Origin of the sequence: Xanthomonas arboricola pv. juglandis, assembly GCF_905367715.1 — a bacterium.
In the GTDB taxonomy this organism is placed as follows: domain Bacteria; phylum Pseudomonadota; class Gammaproteobacteria; order Xanthomonadales; family Xanthomonadaceae; genus Xanthomonas; species Xanthomonas arboricola.
The window spans coordinates 3,307,623-3,327,141 of record NZ_HG999362.1 but is presented as its reverse complement, the minus strand read 5'-3'; the positions used below and the strand labels follow the sequence as shown (position 1 = coordinate 3,327,141).

The window sequence follows — 19,519 nt, the reverse complement described above, 5'->3', positions numbered from 1 at the left end:
GCAGTAGAATCGGAGGTTCCGCCCGGCGTACCGGGCGTCTTCCCCCTCATCCTAAACGCCTATCTCCATGTCAGCTCCCCACTCTACCGATCGTTGGATCGTCCTCAAGTTCGGCGGCACCTCGGTGTCGCGTCGTCATCGCTGGGACACGATTGGAAAACTGGCGAGCAAACGGGCCAACGAGACCGGCGGCCGCGTGCTGGTGGTGGTGTCCGCGCTGTCGGGCGTGACCAACGAACTCACCGCGATTGCCGATGGCGCCGCCGACAGCGCGCAGCGCGTGGCGGCGCTGGAGCAGCGCCATCGCGAGTTCCTGGCCGAGCTGGAACTGGATGCCGATGCAGTGCTGGGCGAGCGTCTTGCCGCGCTGCATGCATTGATCGGCGATGCGCGCGCGGCAACGCGCACGCTGGACTGGCAGGCCGAGGTGCTGGGGCAGGGCGAGTTGCTGTCTTCCACCATCGGTGCGGCGTATCTGCACGCCAGCGGCCTGGACATGGGCTGGCTGGATGCGCGCCAGTGGCTGTCGGCGCTGCCGCCGCAGCCCAATCAGAGCGAATGGTCCAAGCGCCTGTCGGTGTCCTGCCAGTGGCAGTCCGACGCCGACTGGCGCACGCGTTTCGATGCGCAGCCCACGCACCTGTTGATCACCCAGGGCTTCATTTCGCGGCACGCCGATGGCGGCACCGCGATCCTGGGGCGTGGCGGTTCGGATACCTCGGCGGCGTATTTCGGTGCGCTGCTCGGCGCCAGCCGGGTGGAAATCTGGACCGATGTGCCCGGCATGTTCAGCGCCAACCCCAAGGACGTGCCGGACGCGCGGCTGCTGACCCGCCTGGACTATTACGAGGCGCAGGAAATCGCCACCACCGGTGCCAAGGTGCTGCATCCGCGGTCGATCAAGCCATGCCGCGATTCCGGCGTGCCGATGGCGATCCTGGATACCGAGCGCCCCGATCTGCCGGGCACCAGCATCGACGGTAATGCCGAGCCGGTGCCGGGCGTCAAGGCGATCAGCCGGCGCAACGGCATCGTGCTGGTGTCGATGGAAGGCATCGGCATGTGGCAGCAGGTGGGCTTCCTGGCCGATGTGTTTACGCTGTTCAAGAAACATGGCCTGTCGGTGGACCTGATCGGTTCGGCCGAGACCAATGTCACCGTGTCGCTGGACCCGTCCGAGAACCTGGTCAACACCGATGTGCTGGCGGCGTTGTCGGCCGATCTGTCGCAGATCTGCAAGGTCAAGATCATCGTGCCGTGCGCGGCGATCACCCTGGTCGGGCGCGGCATGCGCTCGCTGCTGCACAAGCTCTCCGACGTGTGGGCCACGTTCGGGCAGGAGCGCGTGCACATGATCTCGCAGTCGTCCAACGACCTGAATCTGACCTTCGTCATCGACGAAGCCGATGCCGATGGCCTGCTGCCGATCCTGCATGCGGAATTGATCGACAGTGGCGCGATGCCGGTGAGCGAAGGCGAGGTGTTCGGGCCGCGCTGGCGCGAGATCATCGGCTCGGTGCGCCCGCGGCCCACGCCGTGGTGGCACGCCGAGCGCGCGCACCTGCTGACACTGTCCAAGGCCGGCACGCCGCGTTACGTCTATCACCTGCCCACGGTGCGTGCGCGGGCGCAGGCGCTGGCGCAGATCGCGGCAGTGGATCAACGCTATTACGCGATCAAGGCCAATGCGCATCCGGCGATCCTGATGGCGCTGGAACAGGCCGGGTTCGGGCTGGAATGCGTTTCGCACGGCGAGCTGCGCCGCGTGTTCGATACCTTGCCCGAGCTGTCGCCGCGACGCGTGCTGTTCACCCCGAGTTTCGCGCCCAAGGCCGAATACGAAGCCGGATTTGCGCTGGGCGTGACCGTCACTGTGGACAACGTCGAAGCATTGCGGCGCTGGCCGGAGGTGTTCCGTGGCCGCAACGTGTGGCTGCGCATCGACCTGGGGCACGGCGACGGCCATCACGAGAAGGTCAACACCGGCGGCAAGGCGTCCAAGTTCGGCTTGTCGTCCACGCGCGTGGATGAGTTCGTGGAAGTGGCGCGCACGCTGGAGGTCACCATCACCGGCGTGCATGCGCACCTGGGCAGTGGCGTGGAGACCGGCGAACACTGGCGGATGATGTACGACGAACTGGCCGGCTTCGCGCGCCGCATCGGCACGGTGGAGACCATCGATATCGGTGGCGGCCTGCCGATTCCGTACAGCGCCGAAGACGAACCGTTCGATCTGGAGCTGTGGGCCAAGGGCCTGGCCGAGGTCAAGGCGGTGCATCCGGGCTACCGGCTGGCGATCGAGCCGGGCCGTTACCTGGTGGCCGAAGCCGGCGTGCTGCTGGCGCAGGTGACCCAGGTGATCGAGAAGGACGGCGTGCAGCGCGTGGGCCTGGATGCAGGCATGAACACGCTGATCCGCCCCGCGCTGTACGACGCCTGGCACGACATCGAAAACCTCAGCCAGCTCGACACGCCGGCCGATGGCAGCTTCGATATCGTCGGGCCGATCTGCGAATCCTCCGATGTGTTCGGCAAGCGCCGTCGTCTGCCTGCCGCCACCGCGCCGGGTGATGTGATGCTGCTGGCCGATGCCGGTGCCTACGGTTACTCGATGGCCAGCACTTACAACCAGCGCGAATTGCCGCGCGAAGAGGTGATCGATGCGCCCGCAGGCTGAGTTCATTGCACTCAGTACGCTGGCCGGTGGCGCTGCGATCGTGTTCGCCACCGCGCTGCAGCAACTGAGTTTGGGCATGCCGTGGAGCGACACCTTCAAATGGGCGCTGCCCGCGCTGGTCGCCGCCGGTATCGGCGCATGGTTGGCTGGGCGTTGGCAACGTCGGCGCGATGCGCGCGGTCCCACGCGTCGCAGTGGCGGGATGGCGGTGCGCACGGTGCTGTTGAGCGCGCTGAGTTATGTGCCGGTGGTGGCGCTGTATGTCGCCATCGCCTTCGCGGTGTCCGGCGATGCAGCGGCTGCACGTCCGGATGTGCTGTTGCTGGCGGTGCTGTTCGGTTGCCTGCCGCTGCTGTGGGCTGCGGTGCCGTTTTCCATGATTGAATATGTCCTGTGCCGGCGTTATCTGCGTCGCGTACGTGTTCCTGCAGGTAGTCCATGAGCGCTTTCGACAAACACCAGATTTCCACCTTCCGTTTCGTGCGTTGCGCACTCGACGCGCAGACCGGCGTGGCGACGCTGGTGTATGCCTTCGATCAGGGGCCGGAACTTGTGGAAACCGTTGCCGTGCCCGGCGCGCCATTCGTGCTGGACGGCACGCGTGCCGCCGCCGTGCAGCAGGCCTTGCAGTTGCTGCACCTCATCGCGGGCGTGAGTTACTACAAGGCCGCAGTGCCGCCGACCATTGCCATCGACAGCTACAGCATCGATGCCGATACCGCTGCGCTGGTGGAAAGCGTCTACCTGCACGGCCTGGGCGAGTTCGCCTATCGCAATGGCTTGAACCTGCACGGCAAGATCCACTTGCCGGTGGCTGCACCGGCTGCCGGCGATGCGCCGGCGTTGGGCTTGCGCGAGCACGCCCTGGTTGCGATCGGTGGCGGCAAGGATTCGCTGGTCAGCATCGAAGCGCTGCGGCATGCCGGCATCGACCAGACCGTCAGCTGGATCGGCGGCTCGCAGCTGATCCGGGCCTGCGCCGAGCGCACCGGTCTGCCGGTGCTCAATATCGGCCGCGTGCTGGCGCCGGAATTGTTCGAGCTCAATCGCCAGGGCGCCTGGAACGGGCATATCCCGGTCACTGCGGTGAACTCGGCCATCCTGGTGTTGTCGGCCTTGTTCAATGGCGTGGACCAGGTGGTGTTTTCCAACGAGCGTTCGGCCAGTTACGGCAGCCAGATTCCCGGCACCGGCGAGGTCAATCACCAGTGGTCCAAGGGCTGGGCGTTCGAGCAGGCGTTCGGCGATTACGTGCAGCGGCACGTGGCGGCCGACCTGCGGTACTACTCGTTGCTGCGGCCGTTGTCGGAGCTGGCGGTGGCGCGCCAGTTCGCCAAGACCGATCACTACGACGCGCATTTTTCCAGCTGCAACCGCAACTTCCACATCATGGGCGAGCGCCCGGTGCATCGCTGGTGCGGGGTCTGCCCGAAGTGCCATTTCGTGTTCCTGGCATTGGCACCCTTCATGCCCAAGACGCGGCTGGTCAAGATCTTCGGGCGCAATCTGCTCGACGATGCAACCCAGGCCGGCGGCTACGATGCGCTGCTGGAATTCCAGGACCACAAGCCGTTCGAATGCGTCGGTGAAGGGCGCGAATCGCGCGCGGCAATGGCGGTGCTGGCCAGCCGTGCCGAATGGAAGGAGGACGCGCTGGTGCTGCGTTTCATCCGCGAGATCCAGCCACAGCTGGACCAGCAGGCGCTGCAGCTGGAGCCGTTGCTGGCCATCGACGGCGAGCACCGGATTCCGTCGGCGCTGTGGGAGCGCGTGCGTGCGAATTTCGCAGCTTGAGGGCAAGGCGGTTGCGTTATGGGGCTGGGGGCGCGAAGGACGCGCCGCGTATCGCGCACTGCGCGCCGCGTTGCCGACGCAAACGCTGACGGTGTTCTGCAACGCCGACGAAGCGCGCGAGCTCGAGACGCTGGCCGATGCTGCGTTGCACGTGGAAACCGACGCCAGCGCGCAGGCGCTGGGCCGGTTCGAGGTGGTGGTGAAATCGCCCGGCATCAGCCCGTATCGCCCCGAGGCGCACACCGCCGCAACCGAGCACGGCACGCAATTCATCGGCGGCACCGCGTTGTGGTTTGCCGAGCATGCGCAGCCTGACGGCTATGTGCCTGGCGCCATCTGCGTCACCGGCACCAAGGGCAAGAGCACCACCACCGCGCTGCTGGCGCATCTGCTGCGCGCGGCCGGCCATCGCACCGCCCTGGTCGGCAATATCGGCCAACCCTTGCTGGAAGTGCTGGCGCCGCAACCGCCGCCGGGCTATTGGGCGATCGAGTTGTCCAGCTATCAGACCGGCGAAGTGGGGCGCAGCGGCGCGCGTCCGGAATTGGCGCTGGTGCTGAACCTGTTTCCCGAGCATCTGGACTGGCATGGCGACGAGGCGCGCTACGTGCGCGACAAACTGGCGCTGGTCACCGAAGGCCGCCCGCGCATTGCCTTGCTCAATGCTGCCGATCCGCATCTGACCCAACTGCAGTTGCCCGACAGCGAGGTGCGCTGGTTTAACCATCCCGATGGCTGGCATCTGCGCGGCGATGTGGTGTATCGCGGCGAGCAGCCGGTGTTCGACACCGCCAACGTGCCGCTGCCCGGCGAACACAATCGGCGGAACCTGTGCGCGGTGCTGGCAGCGCTGGAAGCCCTGGGGCTGGACGCGGCGGCGCTGGCGCCGGCCGCAGCGAGCTTCCGCCCGTTGCCGAACCGCCTGCAGCTGCTCGGCAGCGTGGACGGCATCAGCTACGTCAACGACTCCATCAGCACCACCCCGCATGCCTCACTGGCGGCGCTGGCCTGCTTTGCGCAACGCCGCGTGGCCTTGCTGGTCGGTGGCCACGATCGCGGGCTGGACTGGCAGGATTTTGCCGCGCAGATGGCGCAGCAGGCGCCGCTGGAAATCGTCACCATGGGTGCGAACGGGCCGCGGATCCATGCGTTGCTGGCTCCGCTGGCCGCGAGCGGTCGTTTCGGCCTGCATGCCGCCGCCGACCTGGAACACGCGATGCGGCTGGCGCGCCAGGCGCTGGGCGAGCAGGGCGGTGTGGTGCTGCTGTCGCCGGGTGCGCCCAGCTTCGGCGCCTATAGCGATTACGTTGCGCGCGGCCGCCATTTCGCCCAGCTGGCCGGGTTCGATCCGGCGGCGATCAGCGCGATTCCCGGCTTGGGCGTGCAGTAGCGCTGCGTTGCGCGCACGCGGAGCGACGGCGCCATCCGCCACGGGGTTTTTCGACGGCCGTGGCAGAACGTCGACGCGATCGGTCCGTCGGCGTCCACGCTGACCCGGTGTGCACGGCGGCAGCGCCTACACTCGCCGGACCTTCCCGGGAGCAGGCACATGCACAAGCAATGGAGATGGCGTGGCGTTGGGTTGTTCGGTGTCTTGGCGTCGCTGGCGTTGCCCGCCGCCGCAGCGATGCAGGCCAAACCGCTGGAATGGACGGTCGGCAAGGACACCTTCAGCGGCGTGCTGGTCTACGACGACGCCGGTACCGCCAAGCGCCCAGGGCTGGTGATGGTGCCGAACTGGCGCGGCGTCAACGATTCGGCGGTCACCAAGGCCAAGCAACTGGCCGGCGACGACTACGTGGTGCTGGTTGCCGACGTCTACGGCAAGGGCAAGCGTCCGGCCAACGACAGCGAGGCCGGGCAGTTTGCCGGCGCGCTGAAGAAGGACCCGCCGACGTTGCGCGCCCGCGCGCTGAAGGCGGTGGATGTACTCAAGGCGCAGGCCGGCAAGGCGCCGCTGGATGCATCGCGCATCGGTGCGGTGGGGTTCTGCTTCGGCGGCACCACGGTGCTGGAGCTGGTGCGCGCCGGTGCGCAGCTGGCCGGTGTGGTCAGCCTGCACGGTGGCATCGCCACGCCCAGCCCGGCGACGGCCGGTTCGGCCAGGACGCCGCTGCTGGTGCTCAATGGCGCCGACGACAAGAGCGTGAGCAAGGCGGACATCGCCGCCTTCGAAACCGAGATGAATGCGGCCGGCGCGGACTGGCAGTTCGTCAATTTCAGCGGTGCGGTGCATTGCTTTGCCGAAGCCGATGCCAACAGCCCGCCAGGCTGCCTGTACAACCCGCGTGCGGCGAAACGTGCCTACCGCATGCTCGGCGATTTCTTTGACGAACGCTTTGGCGATTGACGAGGTGGCCAGAGGCGGCTGACCGCCGCACTGGCAGTCGTCGGATGTGGCGGGTGGCGTGCGGACACGCGGTGCGGGAGCGAGATGCCGATCCCGTATATGGATCGGATCGCGCACGCAGCGTCGGTGTGTGATGCGTTCAGAGGCCGTGTGACAAGGCGCCGCAGTCCCGGCATGGGTTGCGGCAGCGTTTCCGCCGGAAAGGCGAGGGTGACCGTCGGCTGTCAGCCCCTTCAGTGAGCGCGGCAGGCGAACCTGCCGCCACCCGGCTCAATGCGTGCGTTGCACCGCATACCGCGCCAGGCCGCGCAATGCGGCAACTGCGGGGCTGGGCGGCAACGTGTCCAGCGCCTGTTCGGCGGCGGCAGCATATTCGGCGGCACGCTGGCGGCTGTAATCCAGGCCGCCGGTGGCATGAATCGCCGCCAGCACTTCGGGCATTGCGCTCGCATCGCCTTGTTCGACGATCTGGCGCAGGCGCTCCCGGGTGCTCGCATCCGAGTGCGCCATGGCGTGGATCAGCGGCAGGGTCGCCTTGCCTTCGGCCAGGTCGTCGCCAAGGTTCTTGCCCAGGTCCGCGGCATCGGCAGCGTAGTCGAGCACGTCGTCGGCAATCTGGAAGGCAAAGCCCAACTGCATGCCGTAGTCGTACAGGCGCTGCTGCACCTGCGCATCCGCGCCCGAGGCCAGCGCGCCCAGGCGCGTGCCGGCGGCGAACAGCACCGCGGTCTTGCGCTCGATCACGCGCAGGTAGGCGGCTTCGTCGGTGTCGGGGTTGTGCACGTGCAGCAGCTGCAGTACCTCGCCCTCGGCGATGCGGTTGGTGGTATCGGCCAGGATCTGCATGACTTCCATGCGATCCAGCTCCACCATCAACTGGAAGCTGCGCGAATACAGGAAATCGCCGACCAGCACGCTGGGCGCATTGCCCCATAGCGCATTGGCAGTGCTGCGCCCGCGGCGCAGGTCCGATTCGTCCACCACGTCGTCGTGCAGCAGGGTGGAGGTGTGGATGAACTCGATGATCGCCGCCAGTTGATGGTGCTCCGGGCCGGAGCCGCCAGCGGCGTGGCCGGCCAGCATCACCAGCATCGGACGCAGGCGTTTGCCGCCGGCGGAGATGATGTGATCGGCGATCTGGTTGATCAGCACGACGTCCGAGGCCAGACGGCGGCGGATCAGCGCGTCGACCGCGGCCATGTCGGGCGCGGCGAGGGACTGGATCTGGGGCAGGCCCAGGACGGTGGGGAGGTCTTCGGCGATGGTCATGCGCAGGCGTTCGTGATGTGCGCCGATTATAGGTGTCTGGGCCAGATCCGTCCCGCTGGCCGTGTCCAAAGGCCTCCGGCGTGGCCGCAAACCCTTGCGGCACCAGCGTCGGGCCTGTCGGCGAGCGCCCGGATTCCGACCTGCCGGCGCGGCATTTCCCCGCCCGGCGCTGCGGCGATCCGCCGGGACCGTGGCCGGCAGGTGCGGTAACATTGGCACCAAGACATTCACCGCCGCGCCCATTGGCGCCGGCGCACCATCTCGGAAGCATCTATGGCCCGCGGCATCAACAAAGTCATCCTCGTCGGCAACCTCGGCAACGATCCCGACACCAAGTACACCCAGGCCGGCATGGCGATCACGCGCGTGAGTCTGGCCACCACCAGCATGCGCAAGGACCGCGATGGCAACAACCAGGAGCGCACCGAGTGGCACCGCGTGGTGTTCTTCGGCAAGTTGGGCGAGATCGCCGGCGAGTACCTGCGCAAGGGCTCGCAGGTGTACGTCGAAGGCGAACTGCGCTACGACAAGTACACCGGCCAGGACGGCGTGGAGAAGTACAGCACCGACATCGTCGCCAATGAGATGCAGATGCTCGGCGGCCGTGGCGAAGGCGGCGGTGGCGGCATGGGCGGCGATCGCCCGCAGCGCAGCCAGGCGCCGCGCCAGCAGCAAGGCGGTGGCGGTGGTGGTCAGGGTGGCGGTCAGGATTACGCCCCGCGTCGTCAGCAGCCAGCCCAGCAGCAGTCGGCACCGCCGATGGACGATTTTGCCGACGACGATATCCCGTTCTGATCGGCAGCCAGCCTGTTTGTCATTCAGAAGGCCCGCATCGCGCGGGCCTTTTGCTTGCGGGTTGCTGATTGCATCGACGCAGGCCGGGCTGTTCCGAAGCTCCCTGGACGTGCAGACCTGGCCAGTACGACGGCGCCGCTCACCAATCTCGACCAAACGTTGCTAACAGCATCTCGCGCGCAATCGTCAGGTGGCTGAGAACGCCGCGCATCCATGGTGTGTCTGCCTGACACACACCGATTCCGGACATAGGCCGCGCCCGCCTGGCGTTGCGCTCAGTTTTTACTGCCAGTTGCGCTACGCCGACGTCCGGTCGCGGCCGTTCTGCTTGGCGCGATACAAGGCCGAGTCGGCGTCGTGCACGAAGGCATCCGGGGTGCGTGGCGTTTCGCCCGGTTCGAACGTCGCTACGCCGACGCTGACGGTGACGTGCGCGCTGGTCGGGCTGGACAGGTGCATCAGCCCGAGCCCGGCGACGGCGCTGCGGATTGCGTCGGCCAGCCGCAGTGCGCCGGCGGCATCTGTCTGCGGCAGGATCATGCCGAACTCTTCGCCGCCGTAGCGCGCGGCAACGTCTTCGCTGCGCCGTGAGCAACCGGCAATCGCGCCTGCGACCAGGCGCAGGCAGGCGTCACCGTTAACGTGGCCGTAGGTGTCGTTGTAGAGCTTGAAATGATCGACATCGATCATCAGCACCGACAGCGGTGCCTGTCGATGCACAGCCTGCTGCAAGGCACGCGAGAGCCGGTGGTCGAACGCACGGCGGTTGGCAATGCCGGTGAGTGCATCGATCCAGGCTTCGGAGCTGAGCTTGTCCTCGTTGCGATGCATGCGGCGCAACTGCAGATCCAGCCAGATGCCGACGCCCAGCAGCAACGCGCATCCCAGTGTGGCGATCACGATCCGCTGGCGCACGGATTGCCGCCAGTTGGCCAATGCATCATCGACCGCGACCCCGGTCAATACGGTCAATGGATAGGCCTGCGCTGGCGCGAAACTGGAAATGCGCTCCACGCCGTCGATCGGCGAACGATAGGTGGCCGTGCCGTGCCTGCGCGCGCGCATGGTGACGTAGATCGAGGTGCCTGCGATCGAGGTGCCGATCACGCCCGGTTTGTCGGGCCGGCGTACCAGCACGATGCCGTCGTCATTGGTCATGCCGATGGTGCCGTTCGGGCCGACCTCGAAGGTGCTGTAGTAGTTCTGGAAATACTTCAGTTGCAGCGTGACCAGGACCACGCCGGCAAATTCGCCGCGGGGGGTGTTTAGGCGCCGGCTCAAGGTGAGCACCCAACTGCCATCGGAACGGCTCTGCACCGGCGGCCCGACCAGCGACAAGGCGTCGCGATGGTCGCGGTGATATTTGAAATAAGCGCGGTCGGCGTTGTTGTGCTTCCTGGGCGTGCTGTCCAGTGACGAACTCACCCAGTCGCCGTCGGCCGCATAGATGAAGATGCCATGCAGCCGGTCCGAGCGACGCGCTTCATGCACCAGGAAGTCATGCATGACCAGTCGCGCGCTGGCCGAGCCCTGGTCGTGCTCCACCCGCGAAACCAGCCCCGACAGCACGGCGTCGGCGATCGTCAGGGTGTCGCTGGCATGCTGCGCCAGCGAATTGGCGAGGTTCAACGATTGCGCTTCGGCGGTACGCAGCGCACTCGTGCGCTCGTCGTGGATGGACCAGTATTCCGAACCAAGCAGCAACAGGCACGAAATGCTCAGCACAAAGTGCAATGCGATGCGTTGTGCTCGTTGCCGTCGCCGCTTGCCGGGTGATGTCACGGGAGTTACCTGTCTGGACATCAGGACGTTGCAACCGCCGTGCCAGCTTAGCTGTGGGCGCCGCGTGGAATCGTTTGCATCATGTGGCGCAATGCCGATCTGTGATTGATGCCTCACGCGTTGCACCGCAGTTTGCCCGGCGTGCGACTGCGCTGCTGTCCAGCCTGCTGTCGTTACGCGCTTGATGCTGCGACGAAATCGCCATCCCACAACAGAGCCGAAAGCCAGCTCGACTGCATGCGGATAACGCCCGGCGTGTTATCCCGAAGATCGATCACAGCAAGGAGCGCCCCATGCGCGCGATTCGTTTAGCTCAGCCTGCAGGCCTGAATGCATTACATGGTGTTGCCTTGCCCGACCCCGGGCAGCCGGCACGCGGTCAGATCAGGGTGCGGCTGTATGCAAGCTCGTTGAATTTCCACGACCTTGGCGTGGTGTCGGGGCAGATGCCGACCGCTGACGGCCGCATCCCCATGTCCGACGGTGCCGGCGTGGTCGAGGCCGTTGGGCCTGAGGTGGATGAGTTCGCCGTTGGCGATCATGTGGTGTCCACCTTCTTCCCCGAGTGGCTGGACGGCGAGCCGCTGCATGCCGGCTTTGCCACCACACCCGGCGATGGCGTCGATGGCTATGCACGCTCTGCGGTGGTGGCCGCCGCCCATGCGTTCACCCATGCCCCGGCCGGCTACAGCCATGCCGAAGCGGCGACCCTGACCACGGCCGGCGTTACCGCATGGCGCGCCCTAGTGGTCAACGGCGGACTCAAGGCCGGCGATAGCGTGCTGGTGCTCGGCACCGGCGGTGTATCGATCTTTGCATTGCAGTTCGCCAAGGCGATGGGTGCCACCGTCATCGCGACATCGTCGTCCGACGAAAAACTGGCCAAGGCGCGCGCGCTGGGCGCAGACCATGTCATCAACTATCGGCAGCATGCCGAGTGGTCGGCGCAGGTGCTGGAGATCACCAATGGCCGTGGCGTGGATCACGTGGTCGAGGTCGGTGGGCCGGGCACGTTGGCGCAATCGATCCGCGCTGCGCGGGTCGGCGGGCATATCGCTTTGATCGGCGTATTGACCGGTGCCGCAGGCCCGGTGCCGACTGCGGAAATGATGGGCCGGCAGCAGCGCCTGCAGGGGCTGGTGGTCGGCAGCCGCACGCATCAACAGCAGCTGGTGCGTGCACTAGATGCCTTGCCGCTGCGGCCGGTGATCGATCGTGCCTTCGCGCTCGACGATATCGCTGACGCCTTCGCGCTGCAGCAGGCGGGCGGCCATCTGGGCAAGATCGTGCTGGAATTCTAGGAGCAGTTGAAAACGTGCCGCGCTTGCCGTGAGGCGGGCGCGGCCGCTGCGTGGGATCGGCAGGTGTCACTCGCACACACTGCAATTCCACGCTATCCACACTCGGCTGACGGCGATCGCCACGCGCTGGCGGCCGCTCAAGAGTTGTCGTTCGCATCCGGATGTTCTCGATACAGCGCATCCGGATTCGGAAGACAAGCATCGCGTGGCGGAGACCGAAGCAAGTACGCTGGCGCAGATGACATCGTCGTTGTCAGCACATGTAAAGGTCTCGAACCACTTCAAGAACCTGAGGCGCGCTGCAAAACGCGAGCTGCCAGCAGCACACACGATCGTTGTGCAGCGAGTACGCAACCCATTCCAGCAATGATGAGCGCGTTTCATAGGCGCATGCAGTCCATGCCGTCAATGCCCGCCTGCAGCGCCTCTAGAATCGGGCCATACCGCCGATTCGCGCCCGCACACACTCGCCGCATGCTCACGCGATTGTGACCGGCCGCGCTGCACATTATTTAAGAACTGTATAAGCCAGCATTGTTGGAGATGCCAGCCATGAGAGATATCAAGATGACCCGTCGCGAGGTACTGATCGCTGGCACGGCGTCGGCAGCCAGCGTTGCCGCAACCCAGTCGATGGCCGCCACTGCAGCCAATGCGATGTCGCAGCGGCAGGCAGTCGAGCCTGCCAACGCATCGAGCCAGGTCGCATTCGAAGTCAACGGCAAGCCGGTGACGCTGACCCTGGACAATCGCACCACCTTGCTGGATGCCCTGCGCGAGCATCTGCATCTGACCGGCACCAAGAAAGGCTGCGACCATGGCCAATGCGGTGCCTGCACAGTGATCGTCGATGGGCAGCGGATGAATTCCTGCCTGTCGCTGGCGGTGATGCATCAGGGCGGCAAGATCACCACCATCGAAGGCCTGGGCACGCCGGACAAGCTGCATCCGATGCAGGCGGCCTTCGTCAAACACGATGGATACCAGTGCGGCTATTGCACGCCCGGGCAGATCTGTTCGGCGGTAGCGGTGCTGGACGAAGTCAAGCGCGGCATTCCCAGCCATGTCACCGACGATCTGACTGCCAAGACCAAGCTCACCACGCCGGAATTGCAGGAGCGCATGAGCGGCAACATCTGCCGCTGCGGTGCGTATTCCAACATCGTCGACGCGATCAATGATGTTGCGGGAGAGCGCGCATGAAGGCGTTTAGCTATGAGCGTGCGACCTCACCCGCCGACGCTGCGGCCAAGGCGGCACGCCAGCCGGGTGCCAAGTTCATCGCCGGCGGAACAAACCTGCTCGATCTAATGAAACTGCAGATCGAGACACCCTCGCACCTGATCGATGTCAACGGGCTGAGCCTGGACACCATCGAAGAGACACCGGATGGTGGCCTGCGCATCGGCGCCCTGGTGCGTAATACCGATCTGGCAGCCGATGCCCGTGTGCGTCGCGATTACGCCGTGCTGTCGCGCGCATTGCTGGCAGGTGCGTCGGGGCAGTTGCGCAATCGCGCCACCACCGCAGGCAATCTGCTGCAACGTACGCGTTGCCCGTATTTCTATGACACCAATCAGCCATGCAACAAGCGCCTGCCGGGCAGCGGTTGCGCGGCGATCGGTGGCTTCAACCGGCAGTTGGCAGTGATCGGCGTGAGCGATGAGTGCATCGCCACCCATCCCAGCGACATGGCCATTGCCATGCGCGTGCTGGACGCGGTGGTCGAAACGGTGCGTCCGGATGGACAGACGCGTGCGGTGCCGTTGTCCGAGTTCTACCGTGCACCCGGCAAGACGCCGCACCTGGAAACCGTGCTGGAACGCGGCGAGCTGATCACCGCGGTGAGCCTGCCCAAACCGCTCGGCGGCATGCATGTCTACCGCAAGGTGCGCGATCGTGCCTCCTACGCATTCGCCCTGGTGTCGGTTGCAGCGGTCGTGCAACGCGACGGCAGCGTGCGGGTCGGCGTCGGCGGTGTCGCCCACAAGCCGTGGCGCAGCGAGGCGGCCGAAGCACAGTCGCGCCAGGGCGCACGTGCGATTGCCTCCGTGCTGCTCGACGGCGCACAACCTACCGAACACAACGCCTTCAAGCTGCCGCTGGTTGAGCGCACCTTGACCGCGATCCTGGCCGACACGAGGGCCTGATATGAAATTCGACACTCCCGCCAGTACCAATCCCATCGACCAGCTCAAGGTGGTCGGCAAGCCGGTCGATCGTATCGACGGTCCGCTTAAGACCACCGGGCAGGCGCCGTATGCGTACGAGCATCACGATCTGCCTGGCCGCGCCGCCTATGGCCATATCGTTGGCGCCGGCATCTCCAAAGGCAGCATTCGCAGCATCGATCTGAGCGCCGCGCGCAATGCACCGGGCGTGCTCGGCATCGTGACTGCGCAAAACGCGGGCAAGTTGCAGAAAGGCAAATACAACACGGCCAAACTGCTCGGCGGCCCGGAGATCCAGCACTACCACCAGGCCATTGCGGTGGTGGTTGCTGAGACCTTCGAGCAGGCACGTGCCGCAGGCCAGCTGATCAAGGTCGACTACGGTCGCCACGTCGGCGCCTACGATCTGGAAAAGGCCCGCGACGGCGCCAAGGTCACCAAGGAGGGCGGGGCGCCGAATAGTGCGGTCGGCAATTTCGATAGCGCCTTCGTGGCAGCGCCGGTGCAGCTGGATGCCGAATACACCACGCCCGATCATTCGCACGCGATGATGGAGCCGCACGCATCGATCGCGATGTGGGAAGGCGACAAGCTGAGCGTGTGGACCTCCAATCAGATGATCGACTGGAGCGCTGGCGATCTGGCCAAGACGCTGGGCATCCCGCGCGAAAACGTGCGTCTGATGTCGCCGTACATCGGTGGTGGCTTCGGTGGCAAATTGTTCCTGCGTGCCGATGCAGTGCTCGCGTCGCTGGCCGCGCGCCAGGTCGGACGCCCGGTCAAGGTGATGCTGCCGCGGCCGCTGATCTTCAACAACACCACGCATCGCCCGGCCACCGTGCAGCGTATCCGCATTGGTGCACAGCGCGATGGCAAGATCACCGCGATCGCGCACGAGAGCTGGTCCGGCGACCTGCCCGAGGGCGGCCCGGAAATCGCGGCCGCGCAGACCCAGTTGCTGTACGCCGGTGCCAATCGGCTGATTTCCACGCGCCTGGCGGTGCTCGATCTGCCCGAAGGCAACGCGATGCGTGCGCCGGGCGAAGCGCCGGGTCTGATGGCGCTGGAAGTGGCCATGGACGAGATGGCCGAGAAACTGGAGATGGATCCGGTCAAGTTCCGTATCGTCAACGATACCCAGGTGGATCCGGAAAACCCGCAGCGTCCGTTCTCGCAGCGTCAGTTGGTCAAGTGCCTGGAAGATGGCGCAAAGCGTTTCGACTGGTCCAAGCGCAAGGCCAAGCCGGCCAGCAGCCGCGATGGGCGCTGGCTGGTCGGGATGGGCGTGGCGGCCGCGTTCCGCAACGCGCCGGTGATGACCTCCGGCGCACGCATGCGGCTGGAGCAGGGCGGCCGGGTGGTGGTGGAAACCGACATGACCGATATCGGTACCGGCTCCTACACCATCATTGCGCAGACCGCTGCGGAGATGATGGGCGTGCCGCTGGATTGGGTAGATGTGCGCCTGGGCGATTCCAGCTTTCCTGCCTCGGCTGGCTCCGGCGGCCAGTGGGGTGCGAACAGTTCAACAGCCGGTGTGTATGCCGCGGCAGTGAAACTGCGCGAAGCCGTCGCCAAGCAGCTGGGGCTGGACCCGGCCAAGGCCGAATTCGCCGACAGCTATGTGCGTGCTGGCGGCAAGCGCATTGCGCTGGGTGATGCCGCGGCCAATGGCGCGTTGGTGGTGGAGGACAAGATCGAGTTCGGTGAGCTTTCCAAGACGCATCAGCTATCCACCTTCGGCGCGCACTTTGTCGAAGTCGGCGTGGATGTCGCCACCGCCGAGGTGCGCATCCGTCGCATGCTGGCGGTGTGCGCGGCCGGACGCATCCTCAACCCCAAGTCTGCGCGTAGCCAGGTCATCGGCGGCATGACCATGGGCGCGGGTGCGGCGCTGATGGAAGAGCTGGCGGTGGACAAGCGGCTGGGCTTCTTCGTCAATCACGACCTGGCCGGTTATGAAGTGCCGGTGCATGCGGACATCCCGCATCAGGAAGTGGTCTTCCTGGAAGAAAGCGACCCGATGTCGTCGCCGATGAAGGCCAAGGGGGTCGGCGAGCTGGGCATCTGCGGCGTGGCGGCGGCGATCGCCAATGCGGTCTACAACGCCACCGGCGTGCGCGTCCGCGATTACCCGGTGACGCTGGACAAGCTACTGCCGCATCTGCCCGAGTTGCTGCGCGCGTGAGTGCGGTGGTGGCCCCGGTCACGCATGCAGCGCCGGCCGAGCCGGCGTGGCCGGCATGGCCGAGCTATGCCCTGCACGATGACCTGCTGCCGACGCTGACCGCCTGGCATCGGGCGGGACAGCGCGTCGCCATTGCCACGCTGATCGACGTGCAAGGCTCCTCGCCGCGCCCGTTGGGGAGCGAGATGGCCATCAGTGCCGACGGCCGGGTGGCCGGCTACGTCTCCGGCGGCTGCGTGGAAGCAGCAGTGGCGCACGAAGCCATCGCCGCCTTGCGCGACGGCATGCCGCGCTGGCTGGACTACGGCGAAGGCAGCCAGGTGCTGGACATCCAGCTCAGCTGCGGCGGCCGTATCGGCGTGCTGGTCTGGCCGGTGCAGGACCTGGGCGAGCATCTGGCACGCTGGCGCAATGCGCGCCAGCATCGTCGCCCGTTCCATGTCGCGCTGGATCGGATCACGGGCGCCGTCCGTTACCCGGTCAGCCCGCAGGACCTGCGTCCCGATGAATTCCTGCGCACACATCGGCCACCACTGCGGCTGGTGCTGGTCGGTGCCGATCCTGCGCTGCTGGTGCTGGTGTCGCTGGCCAGCCAGATGGGTATCGAGGTGCGTGTGCTGCGGCCGCATGGTCCCAGCGAACCACCGCCCGGCCTGGCCGCCGACCATTACGATCGCCGCGCGTTGGGCGAAGGGCTACAGGACCTGCATCTGGATGCGGACACGGCGCTGTACAGCCTGGCGCACGACGGCGACAGCGACCTGCAGGTCGCCTCGCGCGGGCTTGCTTCCAGGGTCGCCTGTATCGGCATCCTGGGCAGCCGCCAGAAGCGGGAGGCACGCCTGCAGGCGCTGCGTGCGCTCGGGCATGACGATGCCGCGCTGGCCAGATTGCGGTTGCCGGCAGGCTGGCGCATGGGGCGCTCCTCCCCGCACACGATTGCACTGGGCATCATTGCCGAAGCCACCCAGGCGGTCGCCGATGGGCAGGCAGCTGCGGCGTTGGCTGGCTAAGAACGGCCATCAAGACGACTGCGCGCACCGCCGTGCGGGCGCGGCCAATAGTCGTATGTACCACTCTTACACTGCGATTGCTCCGCGCCATCTGCACTCGCTTGGCGACTGCTCGCTACATTCCGTTAGCCACTCCAAGCCGTACCGCCGTGAGAACGGGCAGGGCACTGCAATCGCGCGTTTGCATTAACTTCGATATGAATTTCGATGCAGTCGCCAGCAGGGTGGATGCATGGTTGCCGATGAAGTTTCTGGTGCTGAAAAGTAGCAATCTGGAGAATAAGTAATTTTTGATATGCCTTTTAAGGCATGCGCTTGTGATCCGCGCTTCTGCCGGTAACTGCGCCATCCAACGCGGGCAATCAGTCGCTGCCATCCTGATCGCAGCGCTACCGCAGCTCCGCATGTTTCTTCGTCATGCTGGCGCAGCAGTGCAATGCACGCCGGTCGGTTGGTAGACGTGGGAAAGCGTCATTATCTAGATTGGGGAATGCGCTGCATTTAGTCACTCCGCGCGCACAGTTACCTCTTTAGGCTGGCGCATCCCCAATATGCACGCCACGTCGCCATGACCGAGTTACTTGATCACTACGACGACGTCTCCTGCGACGCAGCTCGATTGCTGTCGCGTTTTATCGCCGGTCATTTCGGCCAGGCCCTGAGCAGTGCGCTTGTTGATGCGTGCCCGATGCTGCGCACATCGCGCCATTGTTCGCCGCGCGCGATGGCATTGGACGCATGAGCAGCGATCACGTTGCGCTGCTGCTCGCCGCGGGCGCAGGACGTCGGCTGGGGCGTTCCAAACAATTGCTGCTGCGCGACGGCGAACCGTTGTTGCGGCGTTTCGCACGCGTCGCGCTGCAGACGGCGCCGCGCCGCTGCGTGGTGGTGCTGGGCGCCGATGCCGACGCATTGAGCGAAGTCCTGCAAGGCCTGGAGGTGGAAGTGCTACGTCACGCCGACTGGGCCGCCGGCATGGGCTCCAGCGTGGCGGCGCTGCGCCAGCATGTGCAGGACGATACGTCGCTAAGGCGCAGCCTGATCCTCGGGTGCGACCAGCCCGCGCTGGATACACCGCATCTGCGCGCCTTGCTGGAGGAAGCGGACCGGGCCGAATCCGGATGTGCCACCAGCGGGTACGCCGGTGTGCGTGGCATCCCGGCGGTGGTCACCCACGCGGCCTGGGCCGACGTGCCGCTCCACGGCGACAGCGGCCTGCGCGGCTTGTTCGCCGGCCTGGACGTGCAGACCTTGGGTTGCGTCAGCGCCCCGGCGCTCGCGCTGGACGTGGACACGCCCGCCGACCTGGTCGCAGCGCAACAGCGTGGCTGGGTGGATGCGGATTGAGACACCGTGACGGGTGCTTGACGCGCTATCCGGCAGCCTGGGGGCTAGGTTGTCTTACGACCACAGCACGAGCGCTTCCCTGATCACCAGGACATAGCCCACCACCATTGCGGTCTTGACCGGAAACTGGAACTTCCTGAGCAGATGCATGCGACCCCTCCCCCGAGGCATCTTCAAGAGCGACGAATTCCCCCGCGCCGTCTGCGCCCGTTGACGGCCAGCCGCGACGTCTGTTCGCCGCTCGAGCGCGAATTTAGCGCCAGCTTCGATCGGTGTCACGTAAGAATTTTCCTACCTTCATGCCAGTGTCCGCCCGACGGCGTTGGCATTAGCAAAAAGACATGCTGGCTATGCCGGACGCGGGGCCCTAGGCCACTCTCCCGCGGCCCCTTGAGTAAGGGCGCGCCGGCATCCCGAACGGGACCCCGGCACTCCCATCGCTGGTGCGCTGCGCCATTGCGCGCTGCCCACTTCCGTCGTTGTACCGCTGCATCTGCCGGCCGGAGGCCCTGATGGACGAGTCCCGTTATGTTGTGCGTATTCATCCCGAACAGGGCGGTTGGTGGGTGACCCGGCCGCAGTGGTCGCCGCTGCGTTATCTGCGCGAGCAGGGCGCGCTGGAAAATGCCGAATTGATGGCCAAGCTGCATTGCATGACCACCGGTCAGCCCAGCGGCGTGGTGTTGAAGACCGCCGAAGGCGAGCGCGTGGTGCGTCGCTACGGCTGACCGAACCGGCCGCTTGCAGAAAGCGCAAGGAAGACGCTGACGATCCTGCCCGGGCAGGGTGGCCGACCACACGCACCCGGCAACCCTATCGCAGTGCGCCAGCC

16 protein-coding genes and 1 other RNA gene are annotated in these 19,519 nt (G+C 65.9%); 15 read left to right on the top strand and 2 right to left on the bottom strand.

Going from position 1 to position 19,519, the window contains the following annotated elements:
• Nucleotides 1-67: 67 nt before the first annotated feature.
• From KHN93_RS14500 to KHN93_RS14480, 5 genes are all read left to right on the top strand, one after another.
• The gene (locus KHN93_RS14500) at nt 68-2,677 is read left to right on the top strand and encodes a bifunctional aspartate kinase/diaminopimelate decarboxylase (RefSeq protein ID WP_211920516.1); all 2,610 of its coding nucleotides are present in this window, start codon (nt 68-70) and stop codon (nt 2,675-2,677) included.
• Nucleotides 2,661-3,119: a hypothetical protein gene (locus tag KHN93_RS14495; protein WP_211920514.1), complete on the top strand. Its 459-nt coding sequence runs from the start codon at nt 2,661-2,663 to the stop codon at nt 3,117-3,119. Before KHN93_RS14500 ends, KHN93_RS14495 begins: the two co-directional genes overlap by 17 nt.
• On the top strand, nt 3,116-4,471 hold the full coding sequence (gene murL, locus KHN93_RS14490) for a UDP-N-acetyl-alpha-D-muramoyl-L-alanyl-L-glutamate epimerase (RefSeq protein ID WP_211920512.1): 1,356 nt from the start codon (nt 3,116-3,118) through the stop codon (nt 4,469-4,471). The genes KHN93_RS14495 and murL overlap by 4 nt, the downstream gene beginning before the upstream one ends.
• Nucleotides 4,452-5,861: a UDP-N-acetylmuramoyl-L-alanine--D-glutamate ligase gene (gene murD, locus KHN93_RS14485; protein WP_211920510.1), complete on the top strand. Its 1,410-nt coding sequence runs from the start codon at nt 4,452-4,454 to the stop codon at nt 5,859-5,861. Before murL ends, murD begins: the two co-directional genes overlap by 20 nt.
• A gap of 159 nt (nt 5,862-6,020) precedes the next feature.
• On the top strand, nt 6,021-6,821 hold the full coding sequence (locus KHN93_RS14480; protein WP_211920508.1) for a dienelactone hydrolase family protein: 801 nt from the start codon (nt 6,021-6,023) through the stop codon (nt 6,819-6,821).
• 270 nt (nt 6,822-7,091) lie between these two features.
• Here KHN93_RS14480 and KHN93_RS14475 read toward each other — a convergent pair whose 3' ends face one another.
• Nucleotides 7,092-8,090 (bottom strand): polyprenyl synthetase family protein, encoded by a 999-nt coding sequence (locus KHN93_RS14475; RefSeq protein ID WP_024939379.1) that lies wholly within the window; start codon nt 8,088-8,090, stop codon nt 7,092-7,094.
• A gap of 273 nt (nt 8,091-8,363) precedes the next feature.
• On the opposite strand from KHN93_RS14475, the gene KHN93_RS14470 reads away from it, so the two are divergent.
• Nucleotides 8,364-8,885, top strand: coding sequence for a single-stranded DNA-binding protein (locus KHN93_RS14470; RefSeq protein WP_024939378.1), 522 nt, complete (start codon nt 8,364-8,366; stop codon nt 8,883-8,885).
• Between the two features lie 297 nt (nt 8,886-9,182).
• Here the strand turns inward: KHN93_RS14470 and KHN93_RS14465 are convergent, their stop codons facing one another.
• On the bottom strand, nt 9,183-10,688 hold the full coding sequence (locus KHN93_RS14465; protein WP_211920506.1) for a sensor domain-containing diguanylate cyclase: 1,506 nt from the start codon (nt 10,686-10,688) through the stop codon (nt 9,183-9,185).
• Nucleotides 10,689-10,960: 272 nt separating this feature from the next.
• Here KHN93_RS14465 and KHN93_RS14460 point away from each other — a divergent pair, with 272 nt between their 5' ends.
• The 9 genes from KHN93_RS14460 (at nt 10,961) to KHN93_RS14420 (ending at nt 19,415) form a co-directional block, all read left to right on the top strand.
• Nucleotides 10,961-11,968, top strand: a complete 1,008-nt coding sequence (locus KHN93_RS14460; protein WP_211920504.1) for a zinc-dependent alcohol dehydrogenase family protein — start codon at nt 10,961-10,963, stop codon at nt 11,966-11,968.
• A gap of 552 nt (nt 11,969-12,520) precedes the next feature.
• Entirely contained in the window at nt 12,521-13,171 is a 651-nt protein-coding gene (gene paoA, locus KHN93_RS14455; protein WP_047126891.1) for an aldehyde dehydrogenase iron-sulfur subunit PaoA, read from the top strand.
• Entirely contained in the window at nt 13,168-14,118 is a 951-nt protein-coding gene (locus tag KHN93_RS14450) for an FAD binding domain-containing protein (RefSeq protein ID WP_104559367.1), read from the top strand. The genes paoA and KHN93_RS14450 overlap by 4 nt, the downstream gene beginning before the upstream one ends.
• Before the next feature lies 1 nt (nt 14,119).
• The gene (gene paoC / locus KHN93_RS14445; protein WP_104559368.1) at nt 14,120-16,327 is read left to right on the top strand and encodes an aldehyde oxidoreductase molybdenum-binding subunit PaoC; all 2,208 of its coding nucleotides are present in this window, start codon (nt 14,120-14,122) and stop codon (nt 16,325-16,327) included.
• The gene (locus tag KHN93_RS14440; protein ID WP_211920502.1) at nt 16,324-17,340 is read left to right on the top strand and encodes an XdhC family protein; all 1,017 of its coding nucleotides are present in this window, start codon (nt 16,324-16,326) and stop codon (nt 17,338-17,340) included. The genes paoC and KHN93_RS14440 overlap by 4 nt, the downstream gene beginning before the upstream one ends.
• Nucleotides 17,341-17,395: 55 nt before the next feature.
• Nucleotides 17,396-17,471: non-coding RNA, sX9 sRNA (locus KHN93_RS14435), on the top strand.
• A 437-nt stretch (nt 17,472-17,908) separates the two neighbouring features.
• Nucleotides 17,909-18,082, top strand: coding sequence for a hypothetical protein (locus KHN93_RS14430; protein ID WP_157789087.1), 174 nt, complete (start codon nt 17,909-17,911; stop codon nt 18,080-18,082).
• Nucleotides 18,079-18,687, top strand: a complete 609-nt coding sequence (locus KHN93_RS14425; protein WP_211920500.1) for a nucleotidyltransferase family protein — start codon at nt 18,079-18,081, stop codon at nt 18,685-18,687. The genes KHN93_RS14430 and KHN93_RS14425 overlap by 4 nt, the downstream gene beginning before the upstream one ends.
• Nucleotides 18,688-19,199: 512 nt before the next feature.
• The gene (locus KHN93_RS14420) at nt 19,200-19,415 is read left to right on the top strand and encodes a hypothetical protein (RefSeq protein ID WP_024939372.1); all 216 of its coding nucleotides are present in this window, start codon (nt 19,200-19,202) and stop codon (nt 19,413-19,415) included.
• Nucleotides 19,416-19,519 lie beyond the last annotated feature (104 nt).

Bases quoted from the DNA above. Each gene is read 5' to 3' on its own strand.
- KHN93_RS14480 (WP_211920508.1), top strand. From the start codon at position 6,021: ATGCACAAGCAATGGAGATGGCGTGGCGTTGGGTTGTTCGGTGTCTTG.
- paoA (WP_047126891.1), top strand. From the start codon at position 12,521: ATGAGAGATATCAAGATGACCCGTCGCGAGGTACTGATCGCTGGCACG.
- KHN93_RS14420 (WP_024939372.1), top strand. From the start codon at position 19,200: ATGGACGAGTCCCGTTATGTTGTGCGTATTCATCCCGAACAGGGCGGT.
- KHN93_RS14450 (WP_104559367.1), top strand. From the start codon at position 13,168: ATGAAGGCGTTTAGCTATGAGCGTGCGACCTCACCCGCCGACGCTGCG.
- KHN93_RS14495 (WP_211920514.1), top strand. From the start codon at position 2,661: ATGCGCCCGCAGGCTGAGTTCATTGCACTCAGTACGCTGGCCGGTGGC.
- murL (WP_211920512.1), top strand. From the start codon at position 3,116: ATGAGCGCTTTCGACAAACACCAGATTTCCACCTTCCGTTTCGTGCGT.
- paoC (WP_104559368.1), top strand. From the start codon at position 14,120: ATGAAATTCGACACTCCCGCCAGTACCAATCCCATCGACCAGCTCAAG.
- KHN93_RS14430 (WP_157789087.1), top strand. From the start codon at position 17,909: ATGACCGAGTTACTTGATCACTACGACGACGTCTCCTGCGACGCAGCT.
- KHN93_RS14475 (WP_024939379.1), bottom strand. From the start codon at position 8,090: ATGACCATCGCCGAAGACCTCCCCACCGTCCTGGGCCTGCCCCAGATC.
- KHN93_RS14425 (WP_211920500.1), top strand. From the start codon at position 18,079: ATGAGCAGCGATCACGTTGCGCTGCTGCTCGCCGCGGGCGCAGGACGT.
- KHN93_RS14470 (WP_024939378.1), top strand. From the start codon at position 8,364: ATGGCCCGCGGCATCAACAAAGTCATCCTCGTCGGCAACCTCGGCAAC.
- KHN93_RS14460 (WP_211920504.1), top strand. From the start codon at position 10,961: ATGCGCGCGATTCGTTTAGCTCAGCCTGCAGGCCTGAATGCATTACAT.
- KHN93_RS14465 (WP_211920506.1), bottom strand. From the start codon at position 10,688: ATGTCCAGACAGGTAACTCCCGTGACATCACCCGGCAAGCGGCGACGG.
- KHN93_RS14500 (WP_211920516.1), top strand. From the start codon at position 68: ATGTCAGCTCCCCACTCTACCGATCGTTGGATCGTCCTCAAGTTCGGC.